The organism is Psychrobacter nivimaris, assembly GCF_043419765.1.
Taxonomy (GTDB): Bacteria; Pseudomonadota; Gammaproteobacteria; order Pseudomonadales; family Moraxellaceae; genus Psychrobacter.
This window is the reverse complement of the sequence record NZ_JBHOFX010000003.1, coordinates 383,487-396,911: the sequence shown is the minus strand read 5'-3', so window position 1 is coordinate 396,911 and position 13,425 is coordinate 383,487. Positions and strand designations below refer to the sequence as shown.

Below are 13,425 nucleotides of genomic sequence, written 5' to 3'. Positions count from 1 at the left end.
AACGATGTAGTTTATATTTCAGTAGCAAACTCATTAAGGTTCTAACAGTTTAATGTTTTCTTGTGACGTTATGAAACTGCCATACCTAAAGTCTAGCTGATATTTTAACTTCTAGATTCCCCAAAACTCATTAGTAGCAAAGGTTGATTGTGTTATTACAACTGTTAATAAGTGAGTCTGCTAATAATAAATATCTACCGACGTCTCTAGTATTGAGAATATGAATATTTGATTGCTCATAGTTGTTATTTGAACTTAGATAACTGTTATTAATAGTTTTTTGAGTGCTATTTGTCAGTATTACAGAGACTTTCATCAGTAGTTTTTATTTATAATTCAAAACCAGTGTTTAGATAATTATCAGATTTTAGTACATAAGTTTTTCGATGATATACATTTAATTAAACTAATGTTTACATATAATTTTTCTACAATATTTATAAAACGATAGTAGCAATATTAGATTAGTAGTTAGTATCATAAAGTATTAAATAATTGGGAAACAGAAACATTGTTCACCAAAAAAATACGTTGTTCTCAATTTAATCCTAGCTGAAATTTTAAAGTAGGTAATAAAAAACCGTATCTCGAAACCAAGATACGGTCATAAAGACATTGAGCCTTTGTTATCATTCAATAGATTAACTATCAATCACTTCAAAGCTAAGACCAGAATGCGCTTCTAAGCGAGTTATTAGCTTATCTCCCATCGCAGATGCTGGTGTCCAGAACCCACCGCCAACGTCCTCTTTGCTGATATCTTGTGCCAGACATAATGCCGCCTGCGAAATCATGCGAGAAGTACTGCCGTAACCAGGATCTCGATCACCTGTTACTTTAACGGTAATAGTGTCATTTTTGGCCGTTTGTCCAAAGTGACGAATATCAAAGTAGCCGTTTTCTTGTTCGTCTTTAGAAGGGCCTGAGCCAGCTTTTGGTAAGACGTGCTTGGATAGTAACTCGCGACTTGGTTTAATCATCATTGCAGTAGCAAAGCCCAACAAACCTGCACTCATGGCATAGCTAGACAGTTTTCCTTTGACGCCATCTTTCATCCACATTGCTTCGTCATATTTGAAATCGCGACCGTACTCATAGCTGAGCAATTGGTTAGTGCGATGGACGATACGCGTATTGATGGTCGCCATGACGAACGGTGCTAACCAGCGCTTATGGTTACTGTCATATACTGGTTTGCTGACATTATCCTGACGTACGTTTGGTGCATCAGTATCATCGTTTAACAGATATGGATTGGCCACTTGTTTTCGACGTGATTTATCTTCGCCAGCTTCTTCAAATATTGATGCCATCGATGCGATAGTACCGCCTGAGATACCACCTTTCGCTGCTTTGACACGCATATGGATGACATTACAGGTCTCGCCGAACTTCTCTTCTGCCTTAGCTTGGGTAAAGTACGCGCCCAAATCTGACGGGATAGAGTCAAAACCACAAGAGTTAACAATACGGGCACCACTTTGCTTGGCAGTATCTTGGTACTTGTCCATCATATCTTTGATAAAAATGGCCTCACCAGTAAGATCGACATAATCTGTACCGTTTTCAGCACAGGATTTAATCAGTGGCTCACCATATTTCAGATATGGGCCTACAGTAGAGATGATGACTTGAGTTTGCTTTGTCATCTTATCAAGGCTGGCAGCATCATTACTATTGGCGATAATAATGTCTACCTTACTCTCAAGTTTGGCCTGTAGCTTATTGAGCTTGTCTTCATCACGACCTGCGATCGCCCATGATACGTCTGAGCCATCTTCGTTCTTATTATTTGACAAAAAATTGGTTAAATAGTGGGCAGTGATCTGACCGACGAAGCTTGTCGCACCATATAGAACAACTGCATAAGGGCGTGTGTCGCCGCTGGTTTTTTGTGTAGGGTTTTCAGTATCCGTATTGGTATCCATATGTATTGTCCTTAATAGATTTGAGAATAAGTGGATAGTAAACTATAAACCAAGTCGTTTGATTAGGTTAGGGGTTTGTGAGGTCGCTACAGTTTATAGTTTGCAGCCAACCTCCCATACAACATCGCATACAACGTTAGAAATTTAAAATAATTCTGTATACAGTTGGAAGAGTAGCGTTCAGTAAAAGAGTATTCAATAAAAGCACATTCAAGTAAAAAGCACTTAGTTTAAGAACTCTCAGTTAAATAACGCTGTATTCAGAAATATAATTCTATTTTGAAAATAGCATCTATTAAAGAAAAAGAGGTATGAGACATTAACAGTTACTACAAACTTTACATAACCTACCGATATTATTACTAAAATGAACGTTTTTTGGAGACGAACATTGCTAGTCTATAAGCGTAAACAGTAATAACTAGCATTAGATAAAAACAAGTTAAATAGATGCTATATAAATTCTAATATCTGTTTTTTACCATTATTTGAGGAGAAGATTATGTTTCGTTGGGCTATTATTTTTGCAGTGATCGCATTATTAGCGAGTTTCCTAGGTTTCGGTGGTGTCGCAGGATTGTCTGCTAATTTGGCATACATTTTCTTAGCAGTTGCTGTGATTTTGTTTATCGTTGCCTTTGTCAGTCGTAAAATGTAGATACAGCGTATTGTTATAAATACCTACTATAAAAAAGACCCTCAATTGAGGGTCTTTTTTTATCTGCTTCAACTAGGGCAATTGGTACAGAGCAAAGATAATCGGCATCAAGGCATACATTGTAGACTTGCCACTATAACCGTTTTGGCTGAATGATATGCTCCATGCGTTTGGCTAAACGAATATCCAGACTAGATATACCGCCTGTATCGTGGTTGGTTAAACGAACCTCCACGATATTGTAGGTATTACGCCATTCTGGATGGTGCTCAAGCGCTTCAGCATGAAATGCCGCTTGATTCATAAAGCTCATAGCTTCGATAAAATTGCTAAAGTGATAGGTCTTGACGATACTATTGCCGTCACGCTGCCAGCCAGCAAGCTCTTCTAGCTGTAGATTGATTTGTTTGTCAGATAAACTACTCATATTAATAACCTTTATTGTTATGTCGAATTGGTTTATTAAAAGTGGTGTTGGGGTATGTCTCCTATGCTAAATAAATATCTACATATTTTTCTGCTTTGACCGATATCACTTAACTGAACTTAATTGACGAATTAATTGAACCTAACTACGTAGCCAGTTAAATCAAATCTTGATACTCAGGATGTTTGCTAATGTATGACGCGACAAACGAGCATTGTGGTATCACTTTCTTGTTTTGCTCGCGTGCATAATCTAGCGCGTGCTTTACCAGTGCTGAACCAACACCGCGTCCACCCAACTGCTGCGGTACGATAGTATGATCGTAAACCAACTTGTCAGCACTTTCCTGATAGCTAATATAACCTGTCTGACCATTGATAGATGTCTCAAAGCGTTTTGCTGCTTGATTATGAACAATTTCTAGATTTGGTTTAGAGGTTTGATTATTCATTAATATACTCCATTTCTTATTATCGAATTTTTATTATGAATTAAATATTTATTAATTTAATAGTGCCAGTTTAGTATGTAGGTTTGATGCCTAATAATCTAGACGCTTACCGTAATGGTAGATAGGACGATTGTTGACGTCATTTATGTCTTTTGTCCTACCTTATCATGGCAGTATCTAGTTGCAAATCTGAATATGTCACCATGCATAGGATATGGCCTTACGAACGACTGGAGGTAAAAAGCGAGTGAGACCACTAGTGTTTTCTATCGCTAATTTGTCTTCTAAATTGGCCGCTAACCTATCATTTTTATAAGCGGTACTATCTGCATTTTCCGTTGATTGCACATAGGCTTGCCATTCTTTCTCGCTAGGTTTGCTAAAGTGATAAATACGTCCCAGTACTTGCTTGAGTTGCGTACCAAAGCGGCCAGTGTTATAGCTTAAACCATACTTACGGCATATGGCCTGTACCTGCGGTGCAATCTTTGCATAGTGGCCGGCTGGCATATCAGGAAATATATGATGCTCAATCTGATGAGATAAATTACCTGTCAAAAGGTGAAACCATTTGCTGCCTTTGATATTGCTAGAGCCAAGGATTTGGCGTACATACCAGTCGCCTTTACTTTCATTGGCATCGAGATGGGTATAGATATGCGCTTGCTCAGTGAAATGCCCGCAAAAAATCACTGCCCACGTCCATAGATTACGGACAGTGTTGGCAGTCATGTTACCGCTCAGCGTACTGAAGGCGCTACGACGACCTAGCGTCATCGCTACTATAGACGGCAGTGCGATATAGTCTTTGCCTATCTGTCGTCCAATTTTGGCAAATAAGGCGCGAGACTTTTGCTGCATGATTTTGTGCAGATCAGGGGAGTCGGCGTATTCATCTGCACTGATTTGGATGTCATGAAAGGCTACTGCCCATTCAAAGCCAAATGCCAGTACCGCTGTACTAAACATATTGTAGCGATCTTCTGGCGTCCAAGGCTGCTCATCAGTCACTCGAATCAAGTGATAGCCTACGTCATGATCACGGCCAACAATATTGGTAAAAGTGTGATGTAGATAATTATGAGAGTGTTGCCATAATGGAGCAGGGCAGACGATATCCCAGTCGAATTTTTGACTATTAAGGTGCGGGTGTTGCATCCAGTCATATTGACCATGCATGACGTTATGACCCAGCTCCATGTTGTTCAATATTTTGCTAAAGCTAAGTAAAGACGTGCCTAGTAGCCAAGTAGCGACCAGACTGCGTTTCGATGTCATACGCCCAACCGCTGCAAGTAGACCACGGGCGATAATTTCACTATATACCACGGTGGCATATATCCGCTGTATGTAGCGTGCATCTTCACTGCCTAGCGAGTCCATGACGCTTTTATACAGGGCATTGAGCTCTGCAGCTAAAGCATCACTTTGAGGCTTTGATAAAGGAGCGTCAGTTACTGTTGGGTAGCGAGTCCGTATTGACATGTCTGGCTGACCGCTATCATTGATTGCTTTATCATTAAGCTGCGTGTAAGACGTTTGCGGCGTCAAAGGCAAAGGCGCGTTTTTCGCTAGTTGTGCATCGGACAGTGGCGTCAAGATAGGCACAGCAGATTGTGGCGTAGTAACGGGTGGTAATAAGCGCATAAATAAATCCTTAACCGAAACGGCATGAATAAGCAGCACTGCATCCGGTTTGATAAGTTATCTGAGTTGTAGCCTATAAAGTGACGTTTGTCTTTTATTTCTCATAGGTTGTCTAGCACATGCTTTCTTTTGAGCCAGTCGTTCTATCAAGCCAGTCATTAAACATCGAGAACCACATCAGTCATGGCAATATTGATGCAAGTCTGAATAGACTCGTAACCATCACCGCTCACTTTCCCTGTCTGGACGTTTTTGACCACGCCACTGACTTTATTACAGCGGCACAATTGGCAAATGCCTTGCCGGCAACCATGTGCTAGTCGTACATTTGCATTTTCAGCAGCAGCCAGTATGGTCGTGTCACTGCTAAACTGTCGTTGCCGTGATCGCAAATAGACAGTGTGTTCTTCTACAGGTATCGTCTTATCGAATGTTTGATTGCTGCTGATATCAACATCAGCTAGGGCATTACCAAAGTTCTCTACTATGATGTTATCGCGCAGCTGTTTGTCTATAGGTAAAGTTATCTCTGCAGCGGCCGTATATAAGCCAGCTAATAACGCTTGTGAACCGCAAGCAAATATCTGCGTATCTGCTAGAGGTAAGTTTAGCGACAGCAGACCCTCTACACTTAAGTATCGTGTGCCTGCCAAATAGGTAGTCGGCTCTTCAGTATGGATTAGATGATAAATAAAGTCTGGATATATATCGTTCAGCTGTTGCCATTGATGTTTAAGTTTGGATGAAATAGTCCGACTGTAATGCAGTAAAGTCACATGGTAGCCATTACTCAGCGCTTGAGTGATAAGTCCGAGCATAGGCGTGATACCGCTACCACCAGCGATAAATAGCAAAGGAATAAGTTGGTTATCATTTGAGGTGTTCTGCGCTGCTATCGAGGTCTGTTCTAATGTGAAATGACCAAGTGGCAGACTTGTGTCAACGACGCTAGCCAGTGGCATTTGCTTGGTTAAATAGTTAGATACCAACCCTTGCGGTTTAATCGCGATAGTTACCGTATGGCATTGGTATGCCGTATGGCTCTCGGTAATATCGTCGAGCCACCAGAGTGGTTGATGCGCCAAGCCCACTATCGAGTAGCTACGCTGGTGATAGACTCCATCGATACAAACGCGCAGATCAAGATATTGACCACCTTGCCAACCATTCATCATCTTAGAAGTCTGCTGTTTAAAGGCTCTATTGGTCTCAAAACGAAGTGCTATCAAATCATCACTTAACGTATAGCGTGCAATCAGGCGTAACTTAGGAGTCGTCAATGACCAAAACGGATGTAAGCGCGATCCGATAAAATCGACAAACGCACGTTGAACTATTTCAGGGCGATAGCCGTTGGCCATATTATCAGTACCTGTATGATTGCTATAAAAGTGAATGAGGTAACGCATACAAAGTCAGTTTATAAGTCATTCTAATAATCGAAAATGAAATCGAGCCGATAGACCTTGTTAAGCCACACTAACATGCTAACGGCTATTGATTAAATTTGCGAAAGTTTTGATGCTATTTTTTGTGGTCTTTATAAAATGCTAATGAATCAAAATGTTAAGTTAGTTCATTAAGATAAGACTTCTTGCGTTATTTTTTAAAGCGTGTTTTATAGCTAAAGGCCATAGCCTGCTGTCAAAAACGGTAAAACAACTGGTAAAACAACCTGTCAGCTTGCAGGGTATGCGCCACAATGCGATAATGACCTATAATTTGTAACCCTGATTTTGAGGTACGGCACGCTTGGCATCATCGCTGAGTTGCATTTGCTGTTCTCTTCTATGCAGTCTATCGGAGTGTTAATGGCTCAATATATTTACACGATGAACAACGTGTCAAAACTTGTTCCCCCTAAGCGTGAAATCCTAAAAAATATCAACCTATCGTTTTTCCCTGGTGCCAAAATTGGTGTTTTGGGTATCAATGGTTCAGGTAAATCAACCTTGCTACGTATCATGGCAGGCGTGGATACTGAGTTTAGTGGTGAAGCACGCGCGCAAGCAGGTACCAAAGTTGGCTATCTGCCACAGGAACCACAGCTAGATGACAGCAAAGACGTTCGTGGTAATGTCGAAGATGGTATGCGCGAAGCGTTAGATGCGCTAGCACGTCTAGATGCTATCTATGCTGAATACGCAGAGCCTGATGCTGATTTTGATAAACTTGCTGAAGAGCAAGGCAAGATGGAAGATATCATCCAGTCTTGGGATGCGCACAACTTAAACAACCAGCTAGAAAAAGCGGCCGACGCGCTCCGTCTGCCACCATGGGATGCGGACGTTAGCAAACTGTCAGGTGGTGAGAAACGCCGTGTGGCATTATGCCGTTTGCTATTGTCGCGCCCTGACATGCTATTACTTGACGAACCGACCAACCATTTGGACGCCGAGTCTGTTGCATGGCTAGAGCAGTTCTTGCAGAACTACAGCGGTACGATCGTTGCCATTACCCATGATCGCTATTTCTTGGATAATGTTGCTCAGTGGATCTTGGAGCTTGACCGTGGCCATGGCTATCCGTATGAAGGCAACTATACCGAGTGGCTAGAGCAAAAGAACACGCGTCTAGAGCAGCAGAACAAGCAAGAAGAATCATTTGCTAAAGCGCTGAAAAAAGAGCTTGAGTGGATTCGCAAAAACCAAAAAGGCCAACAGGCTAAGTCTAAATCTCGTGTACAGCGTTTTGAAGAATTGAACTCAACTGAGTTCCAAAAACGTAATGAGACTTCTGAGATTTATATTCCACCTGGTCCACGTTTGGGTAACAAGGTTATTGAGATCAATGACATCTCTAAATCATTCGGCGATCGTCTGCTGTATGAAAACCTAAGCTTTAACGTACCAGCTGGTGGTATCGTTGGTATCATCGGTCCAAATGGTGCGGGTAAAACCACGCTATTTAACATGATTACTGAGCGTGATACCCCAGATACAGGTTCAGTCGATTTGGGTGAAAGTGTTAAAGTTGCCTATGTCGGTCAGGTACGTGATCATCTAGATGATAACAAGACCGTGTGGGAAGAAGTCTCTGACGGCCTTGATATCATTACCGTTGGCGACTATACCACGCCAAGCCGTGCCTATATCGGACGTTTTAACTTCAAAGGCTCAGATCAGCAAAAGCACGTTGGTCAATTATCAGGTGGTGAGCGTAACCGTTTGCAGTTAGCGAAGACGCTAAAGCAAGGCGCAAACGTATTGCTCCTTGATGAACCATCAAACGATTTGGATATCGAAACCTTACGTGCGCTAGAGGATGCGATTCAAGTATTCCCAGGTACAGTAATGGTCGTATCGCATGATCGCTGGTTCCTTGATCGTATCGCGACTCATATCTTGGCATTCGAAGAAGAAGGCCCAGTTTGGTTTGACGGTAACTATACTGAGTTTGAAGCGTATCGCAAAAAGACAATGGGTGATGACGCCAGTCCTAAACGTGCCAAGTATAAGAAAATTACTAACTAATACGGCTGTTTAGTGTATTGAAATTCAATAAAAAAGACCTCTAACTATTAGAGGTCTTTTTTTGTTTAGCTTAAAATCTTAAAGAGTATGGACAGCTGTTAAGACTAACGCTTACGCCCAAACTTACGCTGTTTTTTATTACTAATTTCAGTAATGGCGTGAGTGATTTCTTCTTCGTCCAAACTAGCAACTTGCTGCAAGATTTGCATCATGTCAGGCGTTAGCACGTACTTAGCATGATGAGCGATGTCATTAATACGATGATCGAAAGTTAGTATGCCTGTTTCATCGTCTTTTTGTAGATAGTCAAGACGAGTCAGCGCACTAATGAAACTGGTGAACAAGGCGCGGTCAAAGAAATCGGGAATATCATCTGCATAAAGCACAGACAAACGCTGTCCAAGTAGGTGACACAGGTCAACAACTTCGTTTTCAGTTAAATTACCAGAGCCTTGCTGAGCAAGTAGGGCAAGCGTCATAAAGTAACGCTCAAGGCTTTGTCCAACTGGAGTTGCCAGAACTTGCAGCTGCTGATAGTGCTTACTATTAGACTCAGGAACGCTGAGCGTATCATCACCCAAGTCAACGATGAGTCCATGAGATAGTAGATTATCAACTTTCTTATTGAGCGTATCAGCCAAGCCATGTGCTGGATAATACAAGAATAGCTCACTTTGTAAGAACGGATATAGCTGCTCAGCGATACTATCGAGACGGCTGCGTTTGATACGTCCGTTGCGTGCGACTAGTGCAGACAGGAACGACAGCAAAATAAAGACATGCAAAATGTTGTTACGGAAGTAGCTAAGCAACGCTGCTTGTTTACCTGCGACCTGAATGATATCGCCCAAGATATGCGGCGTACGCTCAATAAGTTTTAGCTTAATACCATAATCAATGATTTGCTGCGGCGTCATGTCAGTGATAACCGTATCATCTGAATAGACCAGCTGCTGAGCCAGACCTTGATACAAAGCGATTTGCTCGCGGCAAATGTTTTCATCCAATGCCGCTTTCGGTGCCGAGAGGAGAACCAATGATAATAGGGATACAGGGGTTACTACTGCAGCTTTATTGATATGCTGCATGACTTTCACACCAATGTTATCAACCATAGCACTGGTTTTTTCATCGAGCGGCGAGTCAGTACGATCAGATGGCAAGCTATTGGCTGGCACATCGAATTTTGTCATAAAATCGCTAAGGTGCAACGGTGTACCAAAGCTTAAGTGCACATTACCGAAGATACGTTCGATTTTACGGCCAACTTTGAGCAGCCCGATCAAAGACTCTGACTCTTTTGGCTTACCTTTTAGCTCACCAACATAAGTGCCGCCTTCCATAATACGCTCGTAACCAATATAAGTCGGTATAAATACCACAGGTTTATTGGTTTGGCGTAATTGGCTATGCACGGTCATCGCTAGCATCCCCATCTTCGGCGGTAGCAGGCGACCTGAACGTGAGCGACCCCCTTCGATAAAATATTCAATCGGGGTGTTGCGCGTGATCAGGGTATGCATATATTCGCGCAGTACAGCGGTATATAGCGCGTTACCACGGAAGCTACGACGAATATAAAAAGCGACGGCACCGCGTAATAGTGGGCCTAATACCGGTACATCTAAGTTATCACCTGCTGCGACATAAGGGATACTCAGGCCACGTTTGTAGATAACGTAAGACAGTAATAGATAGTCAACATGGCTGCGATGACAAGGCACATAAATCAGCTCATAATCGGTCGCAAGGTCACGTACGCGCTCGAAGTGATGAACTTCTACACCGTCATATAACTGCGTCCACAACCATGTCAGAAATTTATAAAAACCACGGATAATAGAATGAGAGTAGTCATTGACCATCTCATTAGCATAGCCTCTGGCCTGACTGCGAGCTTCTCGAACGCTAGTCCCTTTTTCTGCCGCTTCCATCTCAATTGCATGTTTGATCGCTGGCGAATACACCAGTTTGTCTACCAAGTTGCGTCTATCTGATAGATCAGGGCCAAGCATACTGGCGCGCTGTTTATCTAAATAAATTGACAGTTGCTGCTGCAACATACGAACCAGTTCACGATTACTATCAGCTGATGCGACTAGCGCATAGTTTGGTGTTTGCTCAGCGTCAGCTGCGGCATCACTGTTAGTGGCCGTTGACTCTGTATCGAGTGAATCCGTCGCTGTTAAATCTGCTTTCAGGGCATCTGTAGCAACTGAGTCAAAGGTAGCAGGTCCTTCCACATCGCCTTTGAGATTATCATTGATAATGGTACGTAAGTCTTGCGGTGGGTGAAACTGTACGAAAGTATCGCGGCCCATTACTCCGATATTAAATAATTGCTTGGTAATGCTAGGGTCTTGCCAGTTGTCAGCAGTCAGTAGCTTAAATAACGAATCTTCTTTTTCAGGTGCGCGTCCCCACAGAATCGATACGGGGACTAGACGTACCTTTAGCTCGGGGTATTGTAATACAGCAGACACTAAGCGAGAAAGGCGAGGAGACAACTGGCTGTCTTTGGCACTTGGGTGGTTCAAAAATATGATGGCCGCATTTTCTTTAATATTATGGGCGGCATCATTTACTCCAACCAGTGCAGGCGGTAAGTTGTGCTCTTGCGTCTGCAAGTCAATCAGAATACTGTTGGAACGAGAGTAGTCCTGTAGTACATAAAACCTTAGCGTCTGATCATCATTATCGAACTCAGGTAACTCGCCTAATAGCTTAGGTTTTACGGCGATATCGAGCATCTGACCTGACAGCTTACGATACAGCTGATTGATCGGTGCATTAGAATAAGGCTTAGTAGCGATTGCATTGCCATCAGTTTCAGCAGTGTCAGTTTCAGACGCACGGTCAGTTGCGACCGGCGCTTTAAAAATCCGTTTTTTTAGGAACTTCGGTATCATAATCAGTATCAAAAATAGTCAAATATGTTGCGCTTATGATGCCATAAAAGCCACCAAAGCGATATATAGTGTCTGTATATACTACCAATATTAATACGGTCTGGTTACGCTGTAGTGAGTGACAAATTATACAAAATGCTCAAACATTTGAAAGTTCATATATTTAGCGTAATAATATATTTTTATCACCGATGACTGATACATATAGCGTCTATTTTTCAATTTCATTTTATTAAGCCTAAAACTTATGACTCCAGCTATCGATCTTGCCAAAAAACGTAACCTTGATTACCAGGTACACGAATATACTCACGACAGCAATGCCGCTTCGTTTGGTTTAGAAGCCGCAGAAAAGCTAGGCGTAGCGGTGACACAGGTGTTCAAAACTTTAGTAGTGATCACCGATACTAGCGTGCTCGCTGTGGCGATATTACCAGTTGATAAAACACTTAATTTTAAAAAAATGGCTAAGGCGTTATCTTCTAACAAATTGCTGTCATGCAAAAAAGTGCAGATGGCCGACCCCAAACAAGTAGAACGAAGCACAGGCTATGTGTTGGGCGGTGTCAGTCCACTGGGTCAAAAGAAGCGACTAAAAACCGTGATAGATAGTACAGCTCAAGATCAGGCCACTGTCTATGTGAGTGGGGGTCGCCGCGGTCTTGAGATTGAATTGCCGCCTGCACAGTTGGCAGCAACGCTTGATGCTTGCTTTGATGCTATTACTGATGAGTAAAATGTTATACGGTGGCTATCATCTGCATATTATAAATTCGCCATGTCGACAATTTCGCTAAGCATATTTATGAGTAATCTATACTGGTTTTGCTTGTATTGAAGATATTTTGGCGCAAGATTGTTGTAGATTGAGCATAGCGATAAGGCGTAGACTTATACGCCAGTTTATCTATTATTTTTATCCACATTTAAGGACATGCTCATGCCACATTTAACCATTCAAGTGACACCCAACGTCAGTATCGCTCACGAAGAATCATTGCTCAAATCGCTAAACAAAGCATTGTGGGATAGTGGTCAGTTTAAGCTGCCTACTGATATAAAAGCCCGCATTGTACCTATTAAGTCATTTCTAGTTGGTGTTGAAGACGATGAACAGGCCAATGGATTTATTTATGCTCACCTAAAGCTGATGAGCGGACGCGATACGGCCACTCGTGATCAGTTGGCTGAACTGTTGGTTGCTACTATCGAAGAAAAAATAGGCGCAGAGCAGTCAGGACGTGCAGCATTGCAGATATGTGTAGAAGTTGAAGAGATAAGTGCGGTGTATCATAAGAAAATGCTTGGTAGTTAATAGCGCCTGCCTTTTTAAAAACTGTTTGGTTAAAGAAGCGACTGCTTAAAAAGGTGACTGCTTATAGGCTAAAGTTACCAACGTTAAATGATTACAATCATTTGCATAAAGGCTGACTGGCATATGTTGGTAGTACCATTACTTCCACTTTATAACCCGCGATTTTGCCTTCGGTAGCCATAAGATTGCGGGCAATACGTAACCGATATGTGCCCGTCGCAGGTAAACAGCTTTGATAGACTATACCGCCTTTGCTCCCATCTTGCATACCATTCGGCATATGTAATACGCCGACATTGGCAGTCTCAGATGTTCCCGTAAGTGGAGTAATATTTATCACGGTATACTGTCCAATGGTAGCGTCAAAACGATACCAGCGTTCATTGTCATTGTGGTTTAATTTACCAGTGACGACGCTACTAATAGCACCTTCTGTAAAATGAAGAGGGATGTCGTTATTTTTAGCAGTCGCACTATTTGCAGCGATACTTGCTAGTACAGTGCTAATTACCAATGTTTGCATACAGCATGTGGCTAACGCGGCAGCTTTGTAATAGGGTATTGGCATAGCTTGCTCCTAAATCTGCTAGTTGCTGTGTATTCTGTATAAGTAGATT

General features: G+C 42.1%; 11 protein-coding genes. 4 read left to right on the top strand and 7 right to left on the bottom strand.

The window, feature by feature from the left end:
* Positions 1 to 641: 641 nt before the first annotated feature.
* On the bottom strand, positions 642 to 1,928 hold the full coding sequence (locus ACHEVO_RS08415) for a saccharopine dehydrogenase family protein (RefSeq protein ID WP_394124604.1): 1,287 nt from the start codon (positions 1,926 to 1,928) through the stop codon (positions 642 to 644).
* A 502-nt stretch (positions 1,929 to 2,430) separates the two neighbouring features.
* Here ACHEVO_RS08415 and ACHEVO_RS08410 point away from each other — a divergent pair.
* On the top strand, positions 2,431 to 2,586 hold the full coding sequence (locus ACHEVO_RS08410) for a DUF1328 domain-containing protein (RefSeq protein WP_082624527.1): 156 nt from the start codon (positions 2,431 to 2,433) through the stop codon (positions 2,584 to 2,586).
* A gap of 133 nt (positions 2,587 to 2,719) precedes the next feature.
* Here ACHEVO_RS08410 and ACHEVO_RS08405 read toward each other — a convergent pair whose 3' ends face one another.
* The 4 genes from ACHEVO_RS08405 to ACHEVO_RS08390 form a co-directional block, all read right to left on the bottom strand.
* A complete protein-coding gene (locus tag ACHEVO_RS08405; RefSeq protein ID WP_394124603.1) occupies positions 2,720 to 3,013 on the bottom strand; it encodes a 4a-hydroxytetrahydrobiopterin dehydratase in 294 nt (97 codons plus the stop codon).
* Positions 3,014 to 3,170: 157 nt separating this feature from the next.
* The gene (locus tag ACHEVO_RS08400; protein ID WP_394124602.1) at positions 3,171 to 3,464 is read right to left on the bottom strand and encodes a GNAT family N-acetyltransferase; all 294 of its coding nucleotides are present in this window, start codon (positions 3,462 to 3,464) and stop codon (positions 3,171 to 3,173) included.
* A 198-nt stretch (positions 3,465 to 3,662) separates the two neighbouring features.
* Entirely contained in the window at positions 3,663 to 5,111 is a 1,449-nt protein-coding gene (locus tag ACHEVO_RS08395) for a fatty acid desaturase family protein (protein WP_394124601.1), read from the bottom strand.
* Between the two features lie 158 nt (positions 5,112 to 5,269).
* Positions 5,270 to 6,520, bottom strand: coding sequence for a flavin reductase family protein (locus tag ACHEVO_RS08390; RefSeq protein ID WP_394124600.1), 1,251 nt, complete (start codon positions 6,518 to 6,520; stop codon positions 5,270 to 5,272).
* Between the two features lie 402 nt (positions 6,521 to 6,922).
* On the opposite strand from ACHEVO_RS08390, the gene ettA reads away from it, so the two are divergent.
* Positions 6,923 to 8,584 (top strand): energy-dependent translational throttle protein EttA, encoded by a 1,662-nt coding sequence (gene ettA, locus ACHEVO_RS08385; RefSeq protein WP_057757965.1) that lies wholly within the window; start codon positions 6,923 to 6,925, stop codon positions 8,582 to 8,584.
* 104 nt (positions 8,585 to 8,688) lie between these two features.
* Here ettA and plsB read toward each other — a convergent pair whose 3' ends face one another.
* Positions 8,689 to 11,493 carry a glycerol-3-phosphate 1-O-acyltransferase PlsB gene (gene plsB, locus ACHEVO_RS08380; RefSeq protein ID WP_394124599.1) on the bottom strand — a complete coding sequence of 935 codons (2,805 nt, stop codon included), beginning with the start codon at positions 11,491 to 11,493 and terminating at the stop codon, positions 8,689 to 8,691.
* Between the two features lie 247 nt (positions 11,494 to 11,740).
* Between plsB and ybaK the strand changes: the two genes are divergently transcribed.
* The gene (gene ybaK, locus ACHEVO_RS08375) at positions 11,741 to 12,229 is read left to right on the top strand and encodes a Cys-tRNA(Pro) deacylase (RefSeq protein WP_394124598.1); all 489 of its coding nucleotides are present in this window, start codon (positions 11,741 to 11,743) and stop codon (positions 12,227 to 12,229) included.
* A gap of 204 nt (positions 12,230 to 12,433) precedes the next feature.
* On the top strand, positions 12,434 to 12,808 hold the full coding sequence (locus tag ACHEVO_RS08370; protein WP_394124597.1) for a 5-carboxymethyl-2-hydroxymuconate Delta-isomerase: 375 nt from the start codon (positions 12,434 to 12,436) through the stop codon (positions 12,806 to 12,808).
* A gap of 97 nt (positions 12,809 to 12,905) precedes the next feature.
* Here the strand turns inward: ACHEVO_RS08370 and ACHEVO_RS08365 are convergent, their stop codons facing one another.
* Entirely contained in the window at positions 12,906 to 13,376 is a 471-nt protein-coding gene (locus tag ACHEVO_RS08365; RefSeq protein WP_394124596.1) for a hypothetical protein, read from the bottom strand.
* Positions 13,377 to 13,425 lie beyond the last annotated feature (49 nt).

Bases quoted from the DNA above. Each gene is read 5' to 3' on its own strand.
- ACHEVO_RS08415 (WP_394124604.1), bottom strand. From the start codon at position 1,928: ATGGATACCAATACGGATACTGAAAACCCTACACAAAAAACCAGCGGC.
- ACHEVO_RS08410 (WP_082624527.1), top strand. From the start codon at position 2,431: ATGTTTCGTTGGGCTATTATTTTTGCAGTGATCGCATTATTAGCGAGT.
- ACHEVO_RS08405 (WP_394124603.1), bottom strand. From the start codon at position 3,013: ATGAGTAGTTTATCTGACAAACAAATCAATCTACAGCTAGAAGAGCTT.
- ACHEVO_RS08400 (WP_394124602.1), bottom strand. From the start codon at position 3,464: ATGAATAATCAAACCTCTAAACCAAATCTAGAAATTGTTCATAATCAA.
- ACHEVO_RS08395 (WP_394124601.1), bottom strand. From the start codon at position 5,111: ATGCGCTTATTACCACCCGTTACTACGCCACAATCTGCTGTGCCTATC.
- ACHEVO_RS08390 (WP_394124600.1), bottom strand. From the start codon at position 6,520: ATGCGTTACCTCATTCACTTTTATAGCAATCATACAGGTACTGATAAT.
- ettA (WP_057757965.1), top strand. From the start codon at position 6,923: ATGGCTCAATATATTTACACGATGAACAACGTGTCAAAACTTGTTCCC.
- plsB (WP_394124599.1), bottom strand. From the start codon at position 11,493: ATGATACCGAAGTTCCTAAAAAAACGGATTTTTAAAGCGCCGGTCGCA.
- ybaK (WP_394124598.1), top strand. From the start codon at position 11,741: ATGACTCCAGCTATCGATCTTGCCAAAAAACGTAACCTTGATTACCAG.
- ACHEVO_RS08370 (WP_394124597.1), top strand. From the start codon at position 12,434: ATGCCACATTTAACCATTCAAGTGACACCCAACGTCAGTATCGCTCAC.
- ACHEVO_RS08365 (WP_394124596.1), bottom strand. From the start codon at position 13,376: ATGCCAATACCCTATTACAAAGCTGCCGCGTTAGCCACATGCTGTATG.